This is a genomic window from Staphylococcus sp. GDY8P119P (genome assembly GCF_017892075.1).
GTDB classification, from domain to species: Bacteria; Bacillota; Bacilli; order Staphylococcales; family Staphylococcaceae; genus Staphylococcus; species Staphylococcus ureilyticus.
Map to the genome: position 1 here is coordinate 54,785 of NZ_JAESKJ010000015.1, position 22,787 is coordinate 77,571.

The window sequence follows — 22,787 nt, forward strand, 5'->3', positions numbered from 1 at the left end:
CAGAAAAAGTCAAATGAATATTGATAGATTATTGATTAATTTTCTTCGTCTTCTTCCTCTTCATCATATTCATCTTCGTCTTCTTCTAAATCTTCATCTTCGTCATCGTCTTCATCAATAACGATTTCATTTTCAGGAATCTCTTCGTCAACTTCTTCTTCATCAGGTTCTTCGATTGTCTCTTGGTCATCAGTGACTGCTGGGATGTCATCATCGTCGTCTGCCTCATCTTCACCAAGTAATTTTAATGTTTTATCTTCTTCATCGTCATCGTCTAAAATGTCGAATTTTTGGATAGTTGGTGCTATTTTTTCTTCAATATCGGCAACTGAATACCAATCACGTAAGCCCCATATGTTTTCTCCAACATTTAGGAAACGACCATCTGTGTTTAAGTCTGTATAGAATTGAACAATTCTATTTTCAATTTCGTGGTCTTCGTAATGACCTAAAGCTTTAAATTCGTCAATAATATCATATAAGTTCATTGTATCGCCTTTTTCAAGTAATAATGTGTAGGCCATATCAATAAATGATTTCTCGTCAACCATTTCTTTAGTGTAATCTTGAATTCTCATTATTTATTCTTCCTTTCAGAGGCATTTATGCATTTATCCAAATCAGTACTATTCATCTTAAGTAATAATAACAAAAGTAAATTATAAATGACAATCCCTGATTTCGCAAACACTATTAATAATTAATATATTTTTCAAAAACAGAAAAATCTTCTGCCTTTTCAATTTCAACAAAATTACTGTTTATACATAGTGGTTTTAATTCATTATTTTCCCCATAAAGTGTAATCGTTATTAGCTTTATACCTTCAAAATGTTTTCGAATATATGTAGGTAATTGTCTCAATGCACTTTCCGCTATACCGTTATGTCTCTCTGCTTTATCAACTTCAATTGAATTAATATTCATACGCTGTTCATGTTGCTCAATTGCTATAAAACCTACCTTATTATCGTCTTTCATCATATCAATAATATGCACATCATAAGGTGATGTATCTCCATTTGCTGTTAGCTTTAAAGAAGATACATGTTTAGAATCTAAATCTAAATAATATAGACGTTCTTTGCCAATCGGGCCTTCTTCTTTTGTGGCAGCATGCATAAAACCTGCACGTTCATATACATTCCATGCACCTTTATTTTCCGCATCTACAACTAAGTATAAATGATTAAAATTTGGAAATAGCTTTTGAACATATTGTGGCAAATACATCATCATTTTTGTACCATACCCAAACCCTTGAAAATCTTCGTTTACAGATAAAGAACGAACATATATAACTTGTTTAGGTGTATCGTAGCCTTCATGTTGATAATATTGATGTAAGACAAAAAAACCTACTACTTCTCCTTCATCATTCAAAGCAATATTAGCTACTCGGTCGTTATCCTTCAACGCATCACTAAGCACATCTTTTGGCAATGAAGAATATATCTGTTGGCGCTCACTTAATTTAAAATGACAAACAGCTGATTTATATTTTTCTTCAAAAACTTGTATTGTAATATTTTCAAACGTTTCTTTAATAAACATATTATATCCCCTATTGTGTTTAACTTTTATTAGTTATTAATACCACTTTTACACTAGTATAATCGAAAGTTGAACATTTTGTCTTATTAGTCTAAGAAACAATTCATGAGCCAGTTGACTTCAAATTGGTCTTTCACTTGTCCATGCATCGCATTAAAAAATGTTTTAGACAGAGGCATATGTGCGTCTCCCGCTTCGCTTAATTTATCATATACTTGTTTTTGAGTTTCCAAATCGTCGAAAGTTAAAATTATATTTGTGTTGTCATTGCTCCATTCCCGTCCATATGTGCTGGAAATATGTAATACAACTGTTTCATTAATATGGAGCTCCGCGTGTAAAATTTTACCGTTTGTTTCGTTTAATATTTTTTCGCTACCACCAAACGCATTTTTATAAAATGTTAATGCTTGTTCTACATCATCTACTTTAATAAAAGGGCTTAATTTCATTAAAACCATTCCTTTCTAATTTTCTATATTTGATTTTACCTCATTTTATTATAATATAAGTTATAATGTAAATTTTTTAGGAGGTACACAGATGAAAATAGGCATTGATGCCGGCGGAACACTTATAAAAATTGTTCAAGATGATAATGGTAAACGACAATATACTACAAAATTAACTACTGAAATAAATGACGTCATTGAATGGTTGGAACAACAATCTTGTGAAAGTATTAGTTTAACAGGGGGGCAAGCTGGGACAATTCAAAATAGTTTAAATTGTGAATCTCGTATTTTTGTAGAGTTTGATGCTGCTGCAAAAGGTTTAGAACTCTTGTTAGAAGAACAAGGTCATCATTTAGATAATTATATTTTTACTAATGTTGGTACTGGAACATCATTGCATTATTCAAATGGCAAAGAACAACAACGTGTTGGTGGTGTCGGTACAGGCGGTGGTATGATACAAGGCTTGGGTTATTTATTAACTGGATTAAAAGATTACAAACAATTGACAGATACTGCCCAAAAAGGAGATCGCGAATTTATTGATTTAAAAGTAAAACATATCTATAAAGATAGTGAACCTCCTATTTCAGGAGATTTAACTGCTGCTAATTTCGGTCATGTGTTGCATAATTTAGACAAGGATTTTTCAGATTCTGACAAATTAGCTTCATTGATTGGTGTAGTGGGAGAAGTCATTACTACGATGTCTATTACAGTAGCGAGAGAATATGGTACAGAAAACGTAGCTTATATCGGTTCTTCGTTCCACAATAATCATTTACTTAAAGAAGTTGTTAAAGATTATACGGTATTACGTGGTTTTAAACCATTTTATATTGAACACGGTGCCTTTTCCGGTGCACTAGGCGCAATTCATTTAAGTTAAAAAAATACCATGACATAAATGTAAAGAATTGTTTTTTCTTTACTTATGTCATGGTAAAAAATGAACGTAATTATTCCGTTTGAATATCACTATTCATTCAAACGGAATAATTACTTCCAACAGTGCTTGTATTCGATTATATTAAAACGGTAATTGATCTAATACTTTCTGAGCTGAGACTACGGTACCTACAACGCCTGATTTCAAATCAATCGCTACTGCTTTGTCATCATCTCTTAAAGTATCTAACCATTCTGCGAAGACTTCACCTTCTATTTCAATAATATCGCATTCTTCAAAATCTTCATTTCTTACTTTTTCTGCCCTATTTCTAATACTCCACACCGGCATAATATGTGGTTTTTGATGCTCATCATCACTAATCATAATGAATTGTTTGGCATCTTTATTAGTTAAACCAAATACAGCATCTTCTTCTGCTACATCAATAACAAATTCTTTGAGACGAATTTCATCTAAATCTGACATCAATTCATTTGTAAAATCAATAATATTTACTAAATCGCCATCTGTCTGAGTTGAAGCATTCATCAACACTTCTTCACCTTCTGCAAACACATCATCCATTTCATATGTTACGAAACGATCAATATCAATTTTTTTAATCTTATCATAATCAGTGTCATGTTTATTTAAGAATGTTTCAGCTGTTTCTTTTTGAGTCCAAACACAAATGACGTCTTTCCCTAAAATTTCATGTCTAATTAGTTGTTTTGACTTTGTTGCTATATAAAAATATTCATTTACCAGAATATCTTGAAAAAATGAACTTGCTTTATAAGACATAATCACACCTTCAATTCATTAAAATATTTAACTATATTTAAAATATAAATGAGTATAATACTATAGTCAATTAACGTCATACAATAAATAATAAAATTTTAATATATCTAAACAATAAACTAAGTTAACAAATCCTATTAACTGAATTTTTCCTATATTACTGATTATATTTTTAATTCTTTTAAAAATTGTTGTTCTAGCTTATCCACTTGTTCTTGGGACTGTCCATGCCAAATACACGCAAATCTTGAAGGAACGTTTTCATTATTATACCAATCACCATCATAATATGATAGCGGAAACAAGCAACCCTTACGAACATATTTTATAATTGTTTGGAAGAAATGTTCATTATCATGAGGTGCAATATAACTATAAAACTTTTGATATCCAGACTGAATTAATGGATCTAATAAAAGCATGCTTGTTGAGCCATTTTGTCTAAAATTTAAATCAATCGCAAATATATCACCGTGCTCATCTATAAGTAAATCAAAACCCGCAATCCCAAAATAACCTTTCGACACACCTATTTCCATGATTTCTTTGCCTGCTTGAATGACTGATTCAGGCACATCATGTACATTTTGATTACCACTATAATGTCCATATTTGTCTGTAATTTGCTCTGATGTACCTATATAGTGAATATCCCCTTCTTTTTCACATGCAAATTGCACGCAATAATTAGCTATTTCCTGAATTTTTTGTTCGATAATAATTGTGTCAGTCTCATCTTTTGCTTGTTCAATACGTGATTTTGCTTTAATCAAGTCCTCATCGTCATAACATATCATCACGCCATAACCGCCTGCAGTTGGTAAGTCATCACCAGGCTTCAAGACAAAAGGAAACGTCCAGTTTGTAATCGCATCTTCAAACGCTTCTACTTTTACCACTTCACGTGCAGGTAAATATTTTTGATTCGTCCATTCTGGAATGCGTGCTTTATTATTTAATGCAACAAAAATATCTTTATCCATTGCGTAATATTCTTTTTCTAAAATAGATTCACTATGAATATATTGAAAATAAATGCGTTTATTGTCTTGTTTGGCAAGTTTTTTTATTGTTTTTTCGTACGAAGTTTGATCATAAAAAGTATAGATATTGGTCGGCATTGGTTTGCCAATCAATTCCAATAACCTTTCCAATTTCTTTGTGACACTTGCTTGATGCACAATAACAGGCATTTGATCAGCTATAATCAATTCCCTACCAGTCAAAAAATTAGATTGATGTTCCTCTGGTTCTAACCATGGATTGGAAATATAAGATGGTCTAGAAGTATATACGACATCATCATTGTATAAATCACTAAGTGTTAATTTAGGGTGTTGAGTACTTAGTTTTTTCATTTTTTGTTCCCCTTTATATAGTGGTGCTGTTCAACTATTTCATTAAGTTCTGCTTGATTTTCTATTAATTCTAATCCCATTAATGCAAGGATTTTAGCACCTCTTATTAAAGCTTGATCTCCATGGGCACTTCCTGCCGCCTCTCGAAAACGATGTGTATGTCCCACTAAATTTCTAGAACCTATTTTAATATGAGGATGAATCGTTGGTACAACGTGACTTACATTACCCGTATCTGTCGAGCCAAAACCAAAATCATCATCTATAACCGCCTCTCCCATTTTCGTAGCAAATTTTGCAAATAAATCATCTAATTTGGGCGTTTTAATAAATTCATTAACACCATTTTGTATGGGACCAAATTCATAGTCACATCCCGTTTGAATCGCGGCTCCTTTTGCAATTTGCCCTACTCTATCAGTTAAAATATCCAATTCTTTACGAGATGTTGCACGTGTATAAAAGCGCGCATGTGTGTAGTCTGGGATAATATTAGCAGCTTTTCCACCATCTAATATAACACCATGAACCTTTTGACTTTTTTTGATATGCTGTCTTAGCTGAGCCACGCCATTAAAATATGTAATCATTGCATCTAAAGCATTTCTTGCTTCTTCAGCATTCTCAGAAGCATGTGTACTTTTACCATAAAATTTAATGTCTAAAACATCTACCGCTAATGTGTTAATTGTTTTGTAAGTTTCATTTCCGGGATGTACCATTAAAGCAACATCCATTTCATCTACAATACCTTCTTTAACGTAAGCAGCTTTTGCGCTACCATTGACACCACCCTCTTCGGCTGGACAACCAAGTATTACTACTTTTCCACCTGTTTGTTCAATCACTTGCTTCAAAGCTATACCAGCAAATGTACTTGCCGTGCCTATAATATTATGACCACAGGCATGCCCTAGACCTGGTAAAGCATCATATTCTGCTAAAAATCCAATGGTTGGACCGTCGATGTCTGAATCATAACGTGCAATGAAACCCGTAGCATAACCTGCAATATTTGTTTCAACTTCAAACCCATGCTTCTCTAAATCTTCAATTAACGTTCTAGAAGCAAATATTTCTTCATTACCTAATTCAGGTCTTTGATGAATAAGGTGACTCAATTCTATGTATGTTAATTTTTCATTTTCTATATAATCTAATATGATTTGTTCATGTGTCATTTTCAATACAACTCCCTTGTACTACAACATTTCACACGTATTATAAAACTTATAAATAAAGCATATTTAATACTAAATGTGCAAAATACATTTTTATTATTACTTATTCTATCCGTTTTGATTAATTCTGTCATTATTTTTCTGAAATTTTAAAAAATGATATTTAGTTGTGTTTTCTAAAATTTATAGAAATTGTAAATAGCGTTACGTCTTGTTACAATTATGATAATTATTATTTTAGGAGGACATCACATGCCAAAAATGAACGTTGAAAGTTTTAATTTAGATCATACCAAAGTAGTAGCACCATTTGTTCGACTTGCAGGTAAAATGGAAGGTGCTAATGGAGATGTTATCCATAAATATGACATTCGTTTTAAACAACCAAACAAAGAACATATGGAAATGCCTGGTTTGCACTCACTTGAACATTTAATGGCTGAAAATATTAGAAATCATTCAGATAAAGTTGTTGATATAAGTCCAATGGGTTGTCAAACTGGTTTTTACGTATCTTTTATCAATCATAGTGATTATGATGATGTGTTAAGTATAATTGAACAAACACTTCAAGATGTATTATCTGCTACAGAAGTTCCAGCATGTAATGAAGTACAATGTGGTTGGGCTGCTAGCCATTCATTAGAAGGTGCCAAAGAAATTGCACAAGCATTTTTAGATAAAAAGAATCAATGGCATGATATTTATGGCGAAGGCAAATAATATCTTATTACCATTGTAAAATAAGATACAAAAATCAAATTCAAAATATAAGTAACTATTTTTGAATAACCACTGACAATATTCTAATTTATTTAAAAAGATTGCTTGATTTGAATCGTTATCATCTAATGTCAAAATACACAAGAATCTGAGACATAAAACCTAGAAAAATAGCACGCAGATGATTTAATTAATACATCTGCGTGCTTCTTTATTATTCAATACTGCGGCGTATTATTGTTGGCTCGCTTGCTTAAGAGGACGACTTCAGCCTGTCGTTTTCAGATTGTTCCGTTCCCTCAAGCGTCTCGCCAAAATACAACGTATTTATATGTAATTTCACATTAAAACACTTTAAAAACAAGTCCATATTTGAATCTTTATTTCTTTGTTTTAATGGCATTTAATATAAAAAAGTAGTAACTCAATGCGCTAATGATAATTAAAACAAAATTGAAAAATGGTATTTTTTATATTTTTTTCATTTTTATACGTTTATGTTTATCAGAAATATATTTTTGTAAAGTTTGAACATGCAACCGCTCAAATTATAAGGTTACCTTGGCTGTCCGCATGTTTCGACTCAGCTATAAAACTCTATTTTTAAAAGAAATGATGTTATCGTTTAAGTTTTGTTTTTTCAAGTTTACACCTTAACTATGATATATAAAACATAGAAAACGCCAATTTCTATATTAATTTAATAGAAATTGGCGTTTAGTCTATAATCAGAGCATTCTAACCATGGCGCTTTATAATGTATATCCAGTCACGCAACTATTGATTGTTCACTCTATAGTTTGTTCACGATTTTTATTATGACAAATTGTAGTGGGATTCGACTGTATAACAAACTATTCGGCAGTTGTTTATCGCCTAGTGGCAATTTTTTTCTTGCCATATAAATATTTGCAGGCAATACTGCTAATAAAAACATATTAATCATTTTCTTGAGACATTGGCCAGGTCTATTAACTATTAAAAGCAAGCCAAAAATTATTTCGACTACACCCGAAATAATAACCGCAGATTTTCTAAGTGGTAAATATTCAGGTACAATTTTTCTAAAACGTGACTCATGTTTAAAATGTAAGACACCAATAATCATGAAGCCACAGCCTAAAATCAAGCTTAATAACCGCTTCATTTATCGACACCCATTTCTTTTAAATAGCTTCGACCAAATTCTGGTAATGTAACGTCAAAATTATCCGCAATTGTAGCACCTATAGAACTAAACGTATCGTCCGTAGATAGTTCATGGTAATCTTTTATTTTAGGACTAAACATTAGGACTGGGATGTATTCTCTTGTATGATCTGTCCCCGGTGCCGTAGGATCATTGCCGTGGTCTGCAGTAATGATTACTAAGTCGTCATCTTTAAGATGTTTGATAAGTTCTGGTAAACGCTCATCAAAATCTTTCAATGCCTCAGCATATCCATTTTTATCACGTCGATGTCCATACAGAGCGTCAAAATCCACTAAATTCAAGAAACTTAACCCCTTAAATTCACGTTGTACAGTTTCTATGAGCTTATCCATGCCATCCATATTGCTTTTTGTTCGAATTGCTTCAGTAACACCTTCACCATCATAAATGTCATTGATTTTTCCTAATGCAATCACATCAAATTGATTCTCTTTCAACTCATTCATCACTGTTCGTCCAAATGGTTTTAACGCATAATCATGTCGATTAGAAGTTCTTGTAAAAGCACCTGGTTCACCTACATATGGTCGTGCAATGATTCGACCAATTAAATATTTTGGATCTTTAGTTAGTTCTCTTACTTTTTCACAAATATCATACAATTCTTCGAGTGGAATAATATCTTCATGTGCCGCAATTTGAAGTACTGGATCTGCTGATGTATAGACAATCAGGTCTCCAGTTTTCATCTGATGCTCTCCCCACTCATCAATAATTTGTGTACCAGAAGCTGGTCTGTTTGCAACTACTTTTCGACCTGTCATCGTTTCAATTTCACTGATTAATTCTTGTGGAAATCCATCAGGATAAACTTTAAAAGGTTGCATAATATTTAAGCCCATAATTTCCCAATGGCCCGTCATCGTATCCTTACCTACAGAAGCTTCACTCATCTTAGTATAAAACGCTTCTGGTTTAGACACTTTTTCGACATTAGGTAATGCAGCGATATTACCTAGACCTAACCTTTGTAAATTAGGTAATGATTTATCAAAACCTTCAAGCGTATGCTTCAAAGTGTGACTGCCTTCATCATTAAATGCTTTTGCATCAGGCCCTTCGCCTATACCCACTGAATCCATGACAATTAAATGTACCCTTTTAAATGGTATAGTCATCATTCCATCTCCTATTCAGTAATTATTTTATGAATCAACGTAGGAACTTCGCCGTGTGAACTTATCGTAATGCTTTGATTTAATTTTTCCTTAACATCATTAATTTGCTCACGGTTACTATGAATCGTTAATAAAGCTTCGCCTTCATCAACTGAATCTCCTACTTTTTTGTGAAGGACAATGCCAACACTTAAATCAATATCATCTTCTTTAGTTTGTCTACCTGCCCCTAACATCATAGATGCAACACCGATTTCATTGGCAATAATTTCGGTTACTGTACCAGATTTTTGCGAAAGTAAATCAATTTGAAAACGCGCTTGTGGTAGTTTACTAACATCATCAACTACTGAGCCATCACCGTCTTGATTTTCTAAAAATGTACGGAAACTTTCCAATGCTGAACCATCTTCAATTGCTTTTTCTAATAATGCTTGGGCTTCCTCTAAATCTTTAGCTTTGCCGCCAACCACTACCATTTGCGAACCTAAAGTCATAACTAACTCAGTTAAATCTTTTGGACCTTGACCTTTCAGTGTTTCAATCGCCTCTTTAACTTCTAAGGCATTACCTATTGCATTACCTAATGGTTGACTCATGTCTGAAATAATCGCCATCGTGTTTCGGCCAACATTATTACCAATACTAACCATCGCATGTGCAAGTGCTTCAGCATCTTCGATTGTTTTCATAAAGGCACCATTGCCTGTTTTGACATCCAATACAATAGCATCAGCGCCAGCGGCAATTTTTTTACTCATAATAGAAGATGCAATCAGTGGTATTGAATTAACTGTTCCAGTCACATCACGTAAGCCATAAAGTTTTTTGTCTGCCGGTGTTAAATTCCCAGTTTGTCCTATTACAGCTACTTTTGCTTCATTTACAAGTTCAACAAATTTATCTTCACTAATTTCAACGTGAAACCCTTCAACTGATTCTAATTTATCAATTGTGCCGCCAGTATGACCTAATCCTCTACCACTCATCTTAGCCACAGGAACACCAACAGAAGCTACTAATGGAGCTAATACTAGTGTAGTTGTATCTCCAACACCACCTGTAGAATGTTTATCAACTTTTATCCCATTAATCGCTGATAAATCAATCACGTCACCAGAATTAACCATTGCCATTGTAAGTGCTGCTCTTTCTTGATCATTCATATCCTGGAAAAAAATTGCCATCGCTAAACTCGAAGCTTGATAATCTGGTATTTCACCACTGGTATAAGCATTAATAAAGAATTCTATTTCTTCATTTGTTAAAGCTTGACCATCACGTTTCTTTTCAATAATATCTACCATTCTCATTGAGTTGGCCTCCCCTGTTAGACATTTATGTCTTTATATGTCTCATTTTAAACTTAAAGATAGTGATTAATAATCTGAATTACTTTCTAATCCTTGGATGATCTGTACACCTGCACTAGCGCCAATTCGAGTAGCACCAGCTTCTAGCATTTTATTGAAATCTTCTAAGTTTCTGACACCACCTGAAGCTTTAACTTCTAATGCATCTCCGACTGTATCTTTCATTAATTTAACATCCTCAGGTGTGGCACCACCACCAGCAAATCCAGTTGATGTTTTCACAAAGTCAGCACCTGCTGCTTTACTGAGTTCGCAAGCTTTTACTTTTTCATCATCAGTTAAAAGGCAAGTTTCAATAATTACTTTTACCGTTTTACCATTAGCTGCTGCTACTACGCCTTCAATATCTTTTTGGACTTCATCATAACGTCCGTCTTTTAAGGCACCAATATTGATAACCATATCTACTTCTGATGCGCCATTTTTAATAGCATCTTCTACTTCAAACACTTTCACTTCAGTATTTGTAGCACCTAATGGAAAACCAATAACTGTACATACTAATACGTCAGTATCTTGTAATTTATCAGCTGCGTATTTAACATGTGTAGGGTTAATACACACTGACTTAAAATGGTATTCTGTTGCCTCATCAAGAATTTTATCTACTTGTGCTCTAGTAGACTCCGGTTTTAGTAAAGTGTGATCTATATATTTTGCATAATTCATTCTAATTCCTCCTAATATATTAACTGTATGAAATTATTCTAATTCTTGAAAGTCATTACTATTCTAAAAAATTAATAACATCACAACAAGTGCTTTACCTCTATATTACAAAAATTCGCAAAAATAATAAACAAATGTTATCTTTATTTTGATAAAAGAATTTAAAGGAGAAGAAGTCTATGACAAAATCTACACCACATATTCAACCTAACGGAGTTAAAATTGCTAAAACTGTTTTAATGCCTGGGGATCCCTTGAGAGCTAAATATATCGCTGATAACTATTTAGAAGATGTAAAACAATTTAATGAAGTTAGAAACATGTTTGGTTATACAGGCACTTATAAAGGAAAAGAAGTTTCTGTTATGGGTTCTGGAATGGGTATTCCAAGTATTGGTATTTATTCATACGAACTATATAATTTTTTCAATGTCGACACAATTATTCGAATTGGATCATGTGGCGCTTTACAGGAAAACGTTAACCTATATGACATCATTATTGCTCAAGGTGCTTCTACGAATTCGAGTTATGTAGAGCAATATAATATTCCAGGTCACTATGCGCCTTTAGCTGATTTTGACTTAATGTTAAAAGCAAAACAAAAAGCGGATGAAATTGGTGCTACTACGCATGTTGGTAATATTCTTTCTTCAGACACATTTTATAATGCCGATCCAACATTTAACGAAAAATGGCAACGTATGGGCATCTTAGGCATTGAAATGGAATCTGCTGCATTATACTTAAATGCAACTTTTGCTAATAAAAAGGCTTTAGGCGTCTTCACTGTAAGTGATCATATTCTACGTGATGAAGCAACTACTGCAGAAGAACGTCAAAACTCATTTACTCAAATGATGGAAATTGCATTAGAAATTGCTGAATAAAATTTTATAGCGTTCATACATGAACTAAGTTCTTATTTTTATCTCTATTACAAAAAAGACAGGAATCAAATGAAAAATTTGATTCCTGTCTTTTACTGTTTTAAATATAAATACTGTTTGTCTATCTATAAACTATTATTTTCCTAAATAAGATTTTAACATCCAATTATGTTTGTCAATATTGGTTTGCATACCGATAAACATATCTTCAGTTACATCATCTTCGGCATTAGAAGCAACTTCAATTGCTTCTTCTAATTGTTTTGAAATATTTTCAAAATCTGTTGATAATGCTTCAACCATTTGTTCTGCTGTATAACCTTTACCTGCTTCATCTATAATTGATAACTCTAAACTTTCTTTTAATGTACCTACTGGATTACCGTCTACTGCTAAAATACGCTCTGCTAAATCATCTATATATTGACTTGCTTCATCATATAATTCTTCAAATTTTGTGTGTAGTGAGAAGAAATTTGGTCCTTTTACATACCAATGAAAATTGTGTAATTTGGTGAATGCAACTGTCCAGTTTGCTACTTGTTGGTTTAATACTTTTACAACTTCTTCATTATTTTTTGACATATCAAAAATCTCTCCTTTAAATTTTTGTCGTAACTAAGCGACAATCAATTTTCGATTACAATAATTATTATATTATAATAATTACAATCTGTAAAGTGTTTATCAGTATTAAATTATAATTATTATAATTTAGAATGCAGCTTAATCACTCACTTATATTATACCCTGAATTAAGTCATTTAATCTAGTTCTTTTCTGTATGGCATTGCACCTTGAGCACCTAATCCTGTAACTGAAAAACTAGCAGCTAAATTGGCAAAATTAACTGCTTCCTCTAATGACTTATTTTCAATTAGAGCAACTGCTAACGCACCATTAAACGTATCTCCAGCCCCTGTAGTATCAACTACTTCTTTTTTATATCCCTTAACAAGTTGTTGAGAATCACTGTAAAACAATGCACCCGCAGCCCCTTTAGTTACGATTAATTTTTCAGGATACATCATAAGAGCTTTATCAACTTCATTTTCAAATAATAGTTCACTTTCTGATTCATTTGGCGTCAACCAATTAACTTTCTCAATTATTTCTTTATCTAATGGTCGAAATGGTGCAGGATTTAACATTACCCTCATTTCATGTTTTTGTGCATATTCCACTACTTTTTTAATAGTCTCTTCAGGTATTTCATGTTGCATTACAATAATATCGCCAGCAGCAAAAAATTCTAGTTTTGGAATTACTTTATCTGGCGTTACATAATTATTTGCTGCCGGCACTACAACAATTCGATTATCATCTTCAAACAACGTTATATGTGCAGTTCCTGACGCTTCATTTTCAATAATATCCATATACTTTGTATTTACATTGTTTTTTTTAAGATTTGAAAGTATTTGCTCTCCATTATCATCATTGCCTACAGCCCCGATCATATAAACATGGTCGCTTAAGTGTGCAGCCGCAACAGCTTGGTTAGCACCTTTACCTCCAGGATTTGTGAAAAATGATTCCCCCATTACTGTTTCACCTACATTAGGTAAAATATCTGTTTTTACCACTAAATCGATTGATGCGCTACCAATCACAACTATGTTTCCCATATTCTTTTCCTCCATCTATGCATTCAGTCAATAAAAAATGATTGCTCATAATCATTAGGTTTGTGCCAATGTGTTTTCCACATTCTGTTTCTATTATCTGCAAAAAGTTGATAACCAAAATCTCTTAACCATTTAGGGGTCATATATAATAATAAGCCAATCCATTTATAATTTGTTAAAGATGAAATCAATGATGCTATTGCATCTGATTTATACTTAAATTGGTCTCCTTCTTGCAAAATAACACTATCGTGTTGTTTTGTTTCTGGATAATTTTCAAACATATTTTGAGCTGTAGAACCTTGAAGTTTTGCAAATTGGTAACGTCTAGACAACCCATTTTGAATAAGCCAAATTGCGTAATTGTAACAGTATACGCAGTTACCATCGTAATAAATTATTGGCATGCCTTCATCTCCTTTTATGATTTGTAACCATAAAATATAAATTATTTATTCACAGTTCTATTATATCCTAAAATGATAAAAATAAATCATTATATGAAATATATTATTAGGTATCCTCAAGTATTTATTTTACATACAAAATTGGACAGAAATCTCATTTTATTTAAAATATTTCGTCACCTCACCACAGTAATGATGACTAGAATAGAAAAAGTATTAAACTTTACCTGAATTGAGCTTTAGTCTTCTACAGATAATATAAAAACGCCCAGGACGAACCAATGATGTCCCAGACGCTTATTCACTATTTTTAAACTGTGATTTTAATCTTGATTTACCTTAACAATTCTTGCATATTTTAAAAACTGTTCAGTATATTTTTGTTTTATATCATTTATGCTATCATACGTAATGCCAACGATATGCCAATTGGGATTAAAATGATAAAATGAATCTTTTTTTCTGGACCATTTAACCATACTTCCATCTCTATTATATCTTGGTAATGTCATTTCATAGCCTTCTAAAACATTAATATAAGTTTGAAAAATGTCTGGATCTATACGATTAAAATTATCTATAACCAGATAACTTTTATCATTTCTTGGCATAAGATTAGTAATGAAACCCTCTCTATAATACAAAGCACCCGCCTCATTTGGTAAATATTTACCATATAACATATCCTCTGTAAAATCTGGATGCCCTGCCGTAATTACTGGATTAGCATTTGTCTTTTGTAGCAAGTTTTCTGCAGCTTTTAGACCTTCGCCTTTATCAACTACTAACAGAATAAATGGTTTTACATCCTCATCTGCTTTATCAATAACATCTTGACTTTTAACTGCTTCAAACTGAGATTTCATTCCATCGTTTTCACTCATTTCAAGTATTGCATCAAATTGTGTACGTGACATACTCGCAATCGCTTGTTTTGCATTTTCTTGTAAATAATATAAGTTTTTTAATTTTGGGTGTTTATTTAATGTACTTAATGTTACGGGCTCGATTTCTTTTTCAAAATAAACCTCTATCGCTGTACTATTTGTACGACCAGGGATTGGAGATTTTTCATGTAAATGTTGACTTACTTCACCAACACCAATCACTGATTGTTCTCTATGTTTATTATAAAAAACGAGTTGGTCTCCAATTTCGAGTTGTCTATAAAAATGGTATCCATTTCGTTTAATACCATTATATGTGTGTGTAAACAACGTATTATAAGAATTGGGTTCGAATTCTTGCTCCTCTGATATAAAGAAATATCTAGGTATTTTCGTTTCTCCTTTACCCAAACTCACGATTAAGTCAAATTCGTCTTTTGTAATTTGATTAAATAGTGTTTCTTTCATATTAGTAATACGAAATTCTAATTGTTCACTTCTTTTTAAGTAATCAGATGTTAATGGTTTCAATTGTTCTAACAACTGAAAATGAACACGAATTTTATTCTGTGCGCCTGTTTGAACGCTAGTAATTTCACCAAATCCTAGTAAACCAGTATCCATCTGTACTTGATAAAATACAACTTTATCTCCTACTTTAGCTTGTTTAAAAGATCGGAAACCTTGTGACGGATTAAATTGAGCACCTGATTCAAATAATGTTGTTTGACCCACTAATGGTTCGTTATGATTCCAGCGATTATATCCGCAATTTAACCAAAAATAATTTGTTTCCTCTGCCATTTAGATACTCCTTATCTCATATAAAAAATTCTATCTTCTCATTATATTTAAAAATTAATCCGCAAACAACGATTACAATAAATTAATCAATTTCATTGATATCAAACTTGTTATTATTACTACTATCCAAGTCACTAGCCCTAATAAAATCGGCTTTGCACCAGCTTGTTTAAATTGTCTGAAATCTACATTTAATCCTATACCTGCCATTGCCATCGTTATTAAGAATAGTGATATTTGTTGAAATATATGAATAACAGTTGGTGAAAAATTAAAAATTGTACTAATTAATGAGGCTATAATAAACCAAACTATAAACCATGGAAAGATTTGTTTGATCGACGTGCCTGTTTGTTTAGATTTTTCTTTACGAATCGTTCTATATGTAAAAAATAATACTACTGGAATAATCATTAACGTCCGTGTTAATTTTACAATTGCGCCAGTTTCTAATGCTTTATTTCCGTAATTAGAAGTCGCAGCAATAACACTAGATGTATCATTTATTGCCGTACCCCCAAAATATCCAAAAGCCGTTTGACCCATGTTCATTAAATGACCGAGTGGTGGGAATATAAAAACTGCTATTAAGTTGAATAAAAATATAGTTGAAATAGCAAATGCTACTTCGTTTTCTTTAGCCTTGATAACTGGGCTTGTGGCAGCAATCGCAGACCCACCACAGATAGATGTCCCAACCCCAATCAGGATGCTAAGATTTTCATTTATTTTAAATATTTTCATCAAAATAAACACGATTATAAATGCAGCTAATAAAGTTATAATTATAATTGGCAGAGATTTCCAACCAATTGAACCTATAGATTGAAAGCTCAACGTAAAACCGAGAACAATAATACTATAATGCAATACTTTTTTACTACTAAATTGGATACCGGCACGATATTTTTTGGGAATTTCAATAAAGTTATTTAAAAGAATACCTATAACAATGGCAAAGATTGCACTTCCTATTACTGGAAATTTGCTTCCCATAATGGTTGCAATAAGCGCAATAATAAATGTCATCAATAAGCCTCGAGATTTCGACATTTAGCCCACCTCCAATTTAAATTCTATTTTACCATAAATATTTTATCGCTAAAGAAAATTTTATAATCTTTTAATTATAAAACTGATTCATTTTAATTATTAATATCCATTTCGTCCAAACTGAATTTGATTTAATTAATAAAACTAATGATTATTACTTATAAAAAAAGTATCTTTAACTTCAAAAGTAAAGACACTAAATTTATTGATTATTGAACCATCGTCAATGCACCCATAATTGGCATTAAATTAATGAGTACACCACCAAGTTTTAATAATCCACTTATTTCTTTGTTAGGTATCGTAATTAATGTAGCAATTATACCAATTGCACCAATGATTACGGGTAAGAAAAATGAAGGGAAAATAGGTATTTTTAAAAATATCCCTGCGCCAGCTAATAAGCCGCAAATTAACGATACATATAAATACTTATACATTTTAAAACACTCCGTTTTTATTCTCTATAAATAACTTATAATTAATTCATAATTCCCTTCAAAAATTGTATCTAAATCGTCTGAAGTTAGTATGAAATTTTGACCTTGTGTTACATCATAAATGTCTCCATCAACTATGACTTGTCCATTGCCTTTTAATACAGAAACTAAAACAAATTCTCTCGGTTTCATATAATTTAATGTGCCAGATATTTCCCACTTAACCATTGTAAAAAAGTCATTTGAAACTAGTTGAATTCGTTTGTGATTTTCAATAATTTCAGTATCCGTAGCTATATTAATATTTTCTTGAGTAACTTCGATGACATCCTTTGCTTTTGCTTGATCCAATCCTCTGCTATGATGGGCTTTTTCCTCTCGACCAAAATCGTATACGCGATAAGTGACATCAGAAGATTGCATTGTTTCATAGACAAGTACACCAGCACCTATAGAATGAACCGTTCCTGCTGGTATGAAATAAAATTCACCCGGCTTAACCTTAACTTTATTAAATAAATTTGCATAGTCAGTTTCATTGATTTGATTCACTGCAATATCTTTCGAATCTGCATTCACACCATAAATGATTTCTGCGTCTTCTTCTGCATCTATGATATACCAACATTCTGACTTACCATATTGTCCATTCTCATTTTCATAAGCGTATGCGTCATCAGGATGCACATGGATTGATAATGCTTCTTTTGCATCTACAATTTTTGTCATTAATGGAAACTCTTGGCTCGGGAAATCACCAAACAATTCTCGATGATTTTCCCATACCATATCTAGTGTCTGCCCCTTGTATGGCCCATTCAACACTTCACATTTTCCATTTGGGTGTGCTGAAATCCCCCATGCTTCTCCAATATTTTCAGCCGGCAAATCATAACCGAGTGATTTCAACTTTGTGCCACCCCAAATTTTCTCATGTAATACTGGTTTTAAAAATAATGGCATTCACCACACCTCCAAACTTAGTTAATATATTGTTTAATCTGATATTTCCAATTTAGAAAAATATAAATTTATACTATTAATATTACATTTTAAAATTAATTTGACAGAACTATTGAAATTGTATCACATATCTTAACGCATTATAAACTGTCACTTCAACGTTTACTCATATTTAAATCAATAATTATTATATCAATACGATTCATAGACGTATAGTTAAATTAATGTGATTCAATTACATTCAGTTGAATTTGACAATAAAATTATTCAATTGTCATAAATTTTTTAAATAAAGACTTGCCTTGTCAATATTTTTCACATTATAATGATACTAGAGTCTTTAAAAGACTCAGATTCTTTTACATATAAGGTAATGAATTATGATGATTTTGATCAGATGATTACTGTTCAAAATTTAAAATTTGCAATAAAAGCCCAAACTGCTATAGTTTGGGCTTTTTATTCATTGAAATTTAATTATACTCGCCTTAGACTTTATGAATTTGGAAAGCATTAAAATAAATTTGAAGATTACCGCCATGATGCTTTCTCAAATCTATTTTTCTTTGAAGTTGGCTAATATTGTTTCTTTGACTTCTAATAAATGTGACTCCATTGCTTTAACTGCTTCTACATCATCTTTGTTAGCAATCGCATTATAAATGACTACATGCTCCTCTAGCAATTTATTCATTGTTTTTTGTTTACTATAAATAAATATCTTTCTTGTTTCTTTCATAGAATCTTGCATGAGTTCAGATATATTATTTAGTAATTCAACTAATAAAGAATTATTGCCAGCTTTAGCAATTAATAAATGGAATTCTAAATCAGCTCTTTCTCCTGACGTGCCATCTGTTATCGCTTCCCCCATTCGATTCAAAGCATTTTTCAAATCAATTAAGTTTGCTTCTGTACGATGACAAGCAGCCATTTTAACGGTGGCGCTTTCAACAATTTCTCTTAACTCTAACAATTCTTTTATCTGAACTACTGAATTAAATTTATCTCCTAATTCAAAAAAAGTTGGTTCAATTTGTTTTACAAATGTCCCATATCCTTGTTTTATTTCTAATACGCCTATCGTTCTTAATGCATTCAAAGCTTCTCTTACCGAAGCCACACTCACACCAAATTCTTTACTGAGCTTTTGTATCGATGGTATTTTATCTCCGACTTGATAATTTCCAGATTTGATGCTTTCCAATAAAGTATCTGCGACTTGTTCATAAATTTTAGTGTTTGAAATCTTCATAGTTACCTCCAAACGATATCTATTATTGTATCAAATTTTCTTCATAAAATTTATTAAAATAATAGATATTTCAGTTAAAAATGGACCAAATTACTATAAGTTGTAAATTGGCCCATCTTTGTAACTATTAATTATTTATTTTTAAAATTATCTAAAGCTTGTGGTATCTCCACATCTCCACTAATAATTTGGAATTCAGTATTTAAATAATCATCAGTTGTTACAACTTCATTGATAACTGAAGCGACATCTTCTCTTGGAATTGAGCCTCTACCTTCAAAAAAGGCTCCTACTTCAATCTTGTTTGTGCCATCATCATTTAATAAAACACCAGGATGTACAATCGTATATGATACTGATGCTTGTTTTAAATATTCATCAGCATAATGTTTAGCAATTGTATAAGGCTTCAAGTCTCCACTAGCATCAAATGCCTCTCTTCTAGAATCATATGTTGACACCATAACAAATTGCTTAACATGATTTGCCTCACTTGCTTTAATAGCTTTAATAGCACCATCTAAGTCTACAATAATTGTTTTATCAGCGCCTGTACTACCACCTGAACCAACAGAAAATACTACACGATCAAAACCTTTGAATTTTTCAGTTAAAGCTTGAATATCGTCTGTTTCTACATCAATTAATGTTGCTTTGATATTTTTTTCTTTTAACTGTTCAACTTGGGATTCTTTTCTAACTCCAGCGGTAAAGTCTATATCTTTTTCTTTCAATTGTTCTACTAAATGTTGGCCAACGCCACCATTAGCGCCAATAACTAAAATACTCATATTGGTACCTCCTTAATTAAGTTAATACTAAAAGTCTACCACTTTTATAAGAATTTAAAACAATTATGCACTTTTTGTTGACATATTAGTACGAAACCATTAATATATGAACATATACTAATATGTTCATATATAGAGGTGAATTTTGTGGATGCATCAATAAACACTGAAACATTAAATCATGTAACCGATATTTTCAAAGCATTAAGCGAAACAAATCGCATACGCATCATGCACTTATTATCTCAAAGTTCTAGCAGTGTAGGACATATTGCGCACACTTTAAATATGGGCCAATCTAATGTGTCACATCAGTTACGTATACTCAAACAAGCCCACCTAGTCAAATCTACCCGAGAAGGCCAGTCAATGATATATTCAATTGACGATACACATGTAACTGATTTACTAAAACAAGCAATACATCACGCAAATCACAAACTATAAAACTATAATGAAAGGTGTGGACCTATATGACTCAACAACACGAACACAATCACACACACAATCATACACATGGACATGTACATACCAATAATAAAAAAATCTTGCTCATTAGCTTTTTAATTATTGGTATATTTATGATTGTTGAAATCATCGGAGGTTTTTTAGCACATAGTTTAGCACTATTATCTGATGGTTTACACATGTTCAGTGATTCAATTTCATTAGGTGTGGCTTTATTAGCTTTTATTTATTCTGAAAAACACGCTACTAAATCTAAGACTTTTGGATACAAACGCTTCGAAATATTAGCTGCATTATTTAATGGCGTAACGCTATTTGTTATCGGTATTTTTATAATCATAGAAGCAATCGACCGTTTCTTTAATCCAGTAGCTGTAAAATCTACAGAAATGTTTATCATCAGTGTAATTGGACTCATCGTTAATATCGTTGTTGCTTCCTTTATGTTTAAAGGTGGAGATACAGATCATAATATAAACATGCGTGGTGCATTTCTCCATGTTATTGGTGACTTATTAGGTTCAGTCGGAGCCATTACAGCAGCTATTCTTATTTGGGCATTTAATTGGACATTTGCAGATCCTATTGCGAGTATTATCGTTTCTCTACTTATTATTAAAAGTAGTTGGGGGATAACGAAATCATCCATCAATATATTGATGGAAGGTACGCCAAGCGATGTCAATATGAGTGAAATCATAAGTGCTATTACAAGTGAAGCGCAAATAATAAATGTACATGATTGTCATATTTGGACTATTTCTAACGAAATAAATGCTTTAAGTTGTCATGCAGTTGTACCAAATGACATGACAATTGAAGAAGGTGAACAACTTTTAAACTTACTCGAACATCGTCTAACACATTTAAACATTCAACATATGACAATACAGTTTGAAACAGAATATCATAATCATGACAACAATACTTTATGTTCAGCAATTTATACAGAAAAATAACATGAATAAAAATAACATGAATAAAAATAAAAAGTGACTAGATTTTAAAGCTTAAAATAAGCAATATCAATCTAGTCACTTTTATTATTTAAATTTCTTTTAAAATATATAGCAAATCCAAAACATTTTATGCCTATAAAAATTTATCAAATATCAGCTCTTTAGCTGGCACTTGTTTTTCTTTAAAACCTCTTATAAATTCTTCATTATCATAAGGAACTTTAACCCTTTCAAATGAAAATTCATTTTCATCGATAGTAACAATACCATATACAGCATATGCGCCATTATTCAATCCAACAGATCCAGGATTAAAATAAACTTTAGATTTATCATCAAACAAATGAACCGTATGATTATGACCAAAAACAATTAAATCTGCTTCTTTATCCTCGAATAGTGATTTAATATTTTCTTCTGTAGGTTCCACAATGGGACTAAACGGCTGCCCATCAATTGGCGTGTTCAATTTATCATTTGGGATTTCATAATGAATGAACATGATTTTTTTATGATTTATAGTTTTTTCAATAACACGAGGTAACGCATTTAATTTATCATAATAATCTTCGTCTAAGTGACTTTCAATCCATTGGTGGTGTTCATAAAATTTATCTTTTAAGTCTTCAGGATAAGGCGTATCGTTAACAATTGACATCACCGCTTCATCATGATTACCTGCAATAATTTCCATATCATCTCTTTCAAATATTTCGTCAAGTACTTTATTTGTTTCATGGCCTACACCAATATTATCGCCTAGGTTATATATTTTATTTATATCTTTTCTTCTATCAATATCATCCAATACTGTATCCAACGCATCAAAATTGCCATGTACATCAGTAAGAATTGCAAATTTCATGATGATATCTCCTTTCAATATTTTCTCATTTGGTCAT

General features: G+C 31.8%; 25 protein-coding genes. 5 read left to right on the forward strand and 20 right to left on the reverse strand.

Annotated elements, in window-relative coordinates; all coding sequences use genetic code 11:
• Nucleotides 1-35: 35 nt before the first annotated feature.
• The 3 genes from rpoE to KA830_RS12600 all read right to left on the reverse strand — a co-directional run bounded on the left by rpoE (nucleotide 36) and on the right by KA830_RS12600 (nucleotide 2,006).
• Nucleotides 36-578 carry a DNA-directed RNA polymerase subunit delta gene (rpoE, locus tag KA830_RS12590; protein ID WP_019468279.1) on the reverse strand — a complete coding sequence of 181 codons (543 nt, stop codon included), beginning with the start codon at nucleotides 576-578 and terminating at the stop codon, nucleotides 36-38.
• Between the two features lie 115 nt (nucleotides 579-693).
• Nucleotides 694-1,554: a GNAT family N-acetyltransferase gene (locus tag KA830_RS12595; RefSeq protein WP_046207743.1), complete on the reverse strand. Its 861-nt coding sequence runs from the start codon at nucleotides 1,552-1,554 to the stop codon at nucleotides 694-696.
• Between the two features lie 86 nt (nucleotides 1,555-1,640).
• Nucleotides 1,641-2,006, reverse strand: a complete 366-nt coding sequence (locus KA830_RS12600; RefSeq protein ID WP_064209837.1) for a VOC family protein — start codon at nucleotides 2,004-2,006, stop codon at nucleotides 1,641-1,643.
• 91 nt (nucleotides 2,007-2,097) lie between these two features.
• Between KA830_RS12600 and coaW the strand changes: the two genes are divergently transcribed.
• Nucleotides 2,098-2,898: a type II pantothenate kinase gene (gene coaW / locus KA830_RS12605; protein WP_046207741.1), complete on the forward strand. Its 801-nt coding sequence runs from the start codon at nucleotides 2,098-2,100 to the stop codon at nucleotides 2,896-2,898.
• Between the two features lie 141 nt (nucleotides 2,899-3,039).
• Here coaW and KA830_RS12610 read toward each other — a convergent pair whose 3' ends face one another.
• From KA830_RS12610 to KA830_RS12620, 3 genes are all read right to left on the reverse strand, one after another.
• Nucleotides 3,040-3,705 carry a DUF2750 domain-containing protein gene (locus KA830_RS12610; protein WP_145381734.1) on the reverse strand — a complete coding sequence of 222 codons (666 nt, stop codon included), beginning with the start codon at nucleotides 3,703-3,705 and terminating at the stop codon, nucleotides 3,040-3,042.
• Nucleotides 3,706-3,869: 164 nt separating this feature from the next.
• The gene (gene ldmS, locus KA830_RS12615; RefSeq protein ID WP_064209835.1) at nucleotides 3,870-5,063 is read right to left on the reverse strand and encodes an L-aspartate--L-methionine ligase LdmS; all 1,194 of its coding nucleotides are present in this window, start codon (nucleotides 5,061-5,063) and stop codon (nucleotides 3,870-3,872) included.
• Nucleotides 5,060-6,244 (reverse strand): M20 family metallopeptidase, encoded by a 1,185-nt coding sequence (locus KA830_RS12620; RefSeq protein WP_204179705.1) that lies wholly within the window; start codon nucleotides 6,242-6,244, stop codon nucleotides 5,060-5,062. Before KA830_RS12620 ends, ldmS begins: the two co-directional genes overlap by 4 nt.
• Nucleotides 6,245-6,496: 252 nt before the next feature.
• On the opposite strand from KA830_RS12620, the gene KA830_RS12625 reads away from it, so the two are divergent.
• Nucleotides 6,497-6,967, forward strand: a complete 471-nt coding sequence (locus KA830_RS12625) for an S-ribosylhomocysteine lyase (RefSeq protein ID WP_046207737.1) — start codon at nucleotides 6,497-6,499, stop codon at nucleotides 6,965-6,967.
• A 793-nt stretch (nucleotides 6,968-7,760) separates the two neighbouring features.
• Here the strand turns inward: KA830_RS12625 and KA830_RS12630 are convergent.
• The 4 genes from KA830_RS12630 to deoC form a co-directional block, all read right to left on the reverse strand.
• Entirely contained in the window at nucleotides 7,761-8,114 is a 354-nt protein-coding gene (locus tag KA830_RS12630) for a DoxX family protein (RefSeq protein WP_204196307.1), read from the reverse strand.
• Entirely contained in the window at nucleotides 8,111-9,298 is a 1,188-nt protein-coding gene (gene deoB / locus KA830_RS12635; RefSeq protein WP_070657397.1) for a phosphopentomutase, read from the reverse strand. Before deoB ends, KA830_RS12630 begins: the two co-directional genes overlap by 4 nt.
• Nucleotides 9,299-9,309: 11 nt before the next feature.
• Nucleotides 9,310-10,611, reverse strand: coding sequence for a pyrimidine-nucleoside phosphorylase (locus KA830_RS12640; RefSeq protein ID WP_064209831.1), 1,302 nt, complete (start codon nucleotides 10,609-10,611; stop codon nucleotides 9,310-9,312).
• Nucleotides 10,612-10,677: 66 nt separating this feature from the next.
• Nucleotides 10,678-11,340, reverse strand: coding sequence for a deoxyribose-phosphate aldolase (gene deoC, locus KA830_RS12645; protein ID WP_046207733.1), 663 nt, complete (start codon nucleotides 11,338-11,340; stop codon nucleotides 10,678-10,680).
• 179 nt (nucleotides 11,341-11,519) lie between these two features.
• Here deoC and deoD point away from each other — a divergent pair, with 179 nt between their 5' ends.
• The gene (gene deoD, locus KA830_RS12650; protein WP_046207732.1) at nucleotides 11,520-12,230 is read left to right on the forward strand and encodes a purine-nucleoside phosphorylase; all 711 of its coding nucleotides are present in this window, start codon (nucleotides 11,520-11,522) and stop codon (nucleotides 12,228-12,230) included.
• A gap of 135 nt (nucleotides 12,231-12,365) precedes the next feature.
• On the opposite strand, the gene KA830_RS12655 is transcribed toward deoD, so the two are convergent.
• From KA830_RS12655 to KA830_RS12695, 9 genes are all read right to left on the reverse strand, one after another.
• Nucleotides 12,366-12,815 carry a Dps family protein gene (locus tag KA830_RS12655; protein ID WP_046207731.1) on the reverse strand — a complete coding sequence of 150 codons (450 nt, stop codon included), beginning with the start codon at nucleotides 12,813-12,815 and terminating at the stop codon, nucleotides 12,366-12,368.
• Between the two features lie 179 nt (nucleotides 12,816-12,994).
• Nucleotides 12,995-13,858: a ribokinase gene (gene rbsK, locus KA830_RS12660; protein ID WP_204179701.1), complete on the reverse strand. Its 864-nt coding sequence runs from the start codon at nucleotides 13,856-13,858 to the stop codon at nucleotides 12,995-12,997.
• A 23-nt stretch (nucleotides 13,859-13,881) separates the two neighbouring features.
• Nucleotides 13,882-14,265, reverse strand: a complete 384-nt coding sequence (locus tag KA830_RS12665; protein ID WP_145381730.1) for a thiol-disulfide oxidoreductase DCC family protein — start codon at nucleotides 14,263-14,265, stop codon at nucleotides 13,882-13,884.
• 323 nt (nucleotides 14,266-14,588) lie between these two features.
• Nucleotides 14,589-15,956: an EVE domain-containing protein gene (locus KA830_RS12670; protein ID WP_204179700.1), complete on the reverse strand. Its 1,368-nt coding sequence runs from the start codon at nucleotides 15,954-15,956 to the stop codon at nucleotides 14,589-14,591.
• Nucleotides 15,957-16,028: 72 nt separating this feature from the next.
• Nucleotides 16,029-17,009 carry a YeiH family protein gene (locus KA830_RS12675; RefSeq protein WP_046207727.1) on the reverse strand — a complete coding sequence of 327 codons (981 nt, stop codon included), beginning with the start codon at nucleotides 17,007-17,009 and terminating at the stop codon, nucleotides 16,029-16,031.
• Nucleotides 17,010-17,218: 209 nt separating this feature from the next.
• Nucleotides 17,219-17,449 carry a hypothetical protein gene (locus tag KA830_RS12680; RefSeq protein WP_046207726.1) on the reverse strand — a complete coding sequence of 77 codons (231 nt, stop codon included), beginning with the start codon at nucleotides 17,447-17,449 and terminating at the stop codon, nucleotides 17,219-17,221.
• Between the two features lie 24 nt (nucleotides 17,450-17,473).
• Nucleotides 17,474-18,412, reverse strand: a complete 939-nt coding sequence (locus KA830_RS12685) for a type I phosphomannose isomerase catalytic subunit (RefSeq protein WP_046207725.1) — start codon at nucleotides 18,410-18,412, stop codon at nucleotides 17,474-17,476.
• Between the two features lie 556 nt (nucleotides 18,413-18,968).
• Nucleotides 18,969-19,667: a FadR/GntR family transcriptional regulator gene (locus KA830_RS12690; RefSeq protein WP_046207724.1), complete on the reverse strand. Its 699-nt coding sequence runs from the start codon at nucleotides 19,665-19,667 to the stop codon at nucleotides 18,969-18,971.
• A 131-nt stretch (nucleotides 19,668-19,798) separates the two neighbouring features.
• Nucleotides 19,799-20,458: an SDR family oxidoreductase gene (locus KA830_RS12695; protein ID WP_064209828.1), complete on the reverse strand. Its 660-nt coding sequence runs from the start codon at nucleotides 20,456-20,458 to the stop codon at nucleotides 19,799-19,801.
• Between the two features lie 147 nt (nucleotides 20,459-20,605).
• On the opposite strand from KA830_RS12695, the gene KA830_RS12700 reads away from it, so the two are divergent.
• Together KA830_RS12700 and czrB are read left to right on the forward strand one after the other, a co-directional pair.
• A complete protein-coding gene (locus tag KA830_RS12700; RefSeq protein WP_080937829.1) occupies nucleotides 20,606-20,905 on the forward strand; it encodes an ArsR/SmtB family transcription factor in 300 nt (99 codons plus the stop codon).
• A gap of 26 nt (nucleotides 20,906-20,931) precedes the next feature.
• On the forward strand, nucleotides 20,932-21,885 hold the full coding sequence (czrB, locus tag KA830_RS12705; protein ID WP_046207721.1) for a CDF family zinc efflux transporter CzrB: 954 nt from the start codon (nucleotides 20,932-20,934) through the stop codon (nucleotides 21,883-21,885).
• A 133-nt stretch (nucleotides 21,886-22,018) separates the two neighbouring features.
• On the opposite strand, the gene KA830_RS12710 is transcribed toward czrB, so the two are convergent.
• Nucleotides 22,019-22,750, reverse strand: coding sequence for a metallophosphoesterase family protein (locus KA830_RS12710; protein ID WP_064209826.1), 732 nt, complete (start codon nucleotides 22,748-22,750; stop codon nucleotides 22,019-22,021).
• Nucleotides 22,751-22,787: the final 37 nt, after the last annotated feature.

Excerpts from the sequence above, each read along its gene's own strand:
- KA830_RS12655 (WP_046207731.1), bottom strand. The coding sequence starts at position 12,815 with ATGTCAAAAAATAATGAAGAAGTTGTAAAAGTATTAAACCAACAAGTA.
- KA830_RS12685 (WP_046207725.1), bottom strand. The coding sequence starts at position 18,412 with ATGCCATTATTTTTAAAACCAGTATTACATGAGAAAATTTGGGGTGGC.
- KA830_RS12675 (WP_046207727.1), bottom strand. The coding sequence starts at position 17,009 with ATGTCGAAATCTCGAGGCTTATTGATGACATTTATTATTGCGCTTATT.
- deoD (WP_046207732.1), top strand. The coding sequence starts at position 11,520 with ATGACAAAATCTACACCACATATTCAACCTAACGGAGTTAAAATTGCT.
- KA830_RS12610 (WP_145381734.1), bottom strand. The coding sequence starts at position 3,705 with ATGTCTTATAAAGCAAGTTCATTTTTTCAAGATATTCTGGTAAATGAA.
- coaW (WP_046207741.1), top strand. The coding sequence starts at position 2,098 with ATGAAAATAGGCATTGATGCCGGCGGAACACTTATAAAAATTGTTCAA.
- KA830_RS12670 (WP_204179700.1), bottom strand. The coding sequence starts at position 15,956 with ATGGCAGAGGAAACAAATTATTTTTGGTTAAATTGCGGATATAATCGC.
- KA830_RS12630 (WP_204196307.1), bottom strand. The coding sequence starts at position 8,114 with ATGAAGCGGTTATTAAGCTTGATTTTAGGCTGTGGCTTCATGATTATT.
- KA830_RS12665 (WP_145381730.1), bottom strand. The coding sequence starts at position 14,265 with ATGCCAATAATTTATTACGATGGTAACTGCGTATACTGTTACAATTAC.
- KA830_RS12640 (WP_064209831.1), bottom strand. The coding sequence starts at position 10,611 with ATGAGAATGGTAGATATTATTGAAAAGAAACGTGATGGTCAAGCTTTA.
- ldmS (WP_064209835.1), bottom strand. The coding sequence starts at position 5,063 with ATGAAAAAACTAAGTACTCAACACCCTAAATTAACACTTAGTGATTTA.
- KA830_RS12680 (WP_046207726.1), bottom strand. The coding sequence starts at position 17,449 with ATGTATAAGTATTTATATGTATCGTTAATTTGCGGCTTATTAGCTGGC.
- deoC (WP_046207733.1), bottom strand. The coding sequence starts at position 11,340 with ATGAATTATGCAAAATATATAGATCACACTTTACTAAAACCGGAGTCT.
- KA830_RS12620 (WP_204179705.1), bottom strand. The coding sequence starts at position 6,244 with ATGACACATGAACAAATCATATTAGATTATATAGAAAATGAAAAATTA.
- KA830_RS12600 (WP_064209837.1), bottom strand. The coding sequence starts at position 2,006 with ATGAAATTAAGCCCTTTTATTAAAGTAGATGATGTAGAACAAGCATTA.
- KA830_RS12695 (WP_064209828.1), bottom strand. The coding sequence starts at position 20,458 with ATGAGTATTTTAGTTATTGGCGCTAATGGTGGCGTTGGCCAACATTTA.
- KA830_RS12690 (WP_046207724.1), bottom strand. The coding sequence starts at position 19,667 with ATGAAGATTTCAAACACTAAAATTTATGAACAAGTCGCAGATACTTTA.
- rbsK (WP_204179701.1), bottom strand. The coding sequence starts at position 13,858 with ATGGGAAACATAGTTGTGATTGGTAGCGCATCAATCGATTTAGTGGTA.
- deoB (WP_070657397.1), bottom strand. The coding sequence starts at position 9,298 with ATGACTATACCATTTAAAAGGGTACATTTAATTGTCATGGATTCAGTG.
- rpoE (WP_019468279.1), bottom strand. The coding sequence starts at position 578 with ATGAGAATTCAAGATTACACTAAAGAAATGGTTGACGAGAAATCATTT.
- KA830_RS12625 (WP_046207737.1), top strand. The coding sequence starts at position 6,497 with ATGCCAAAAATGAACGTTGAAAGTTTTAATTTAGATCATACCAAAGTA.
- czrB (WP_046207721.1), top strand. The coding sequence starts at position 20,932 with ATGACTCAACAACACGAACACAATCACACACACAATCATACACATGGA.
- KA830_RS12595 (WP_046207743.1), bottom strand. The coding sequence starts at position 1,554 with ATGTTTATTAAAGAAACGTTTGAAAATATTACAATACAAGTTTTTGAA.
- KA830_RS12710 (WP_064209826.1), bottom strand. The coding sequence starts at position 22,750 with ATGAAATTTGCAATTCTTACTGATGTACATGGCAATTTTGATGCGTTG.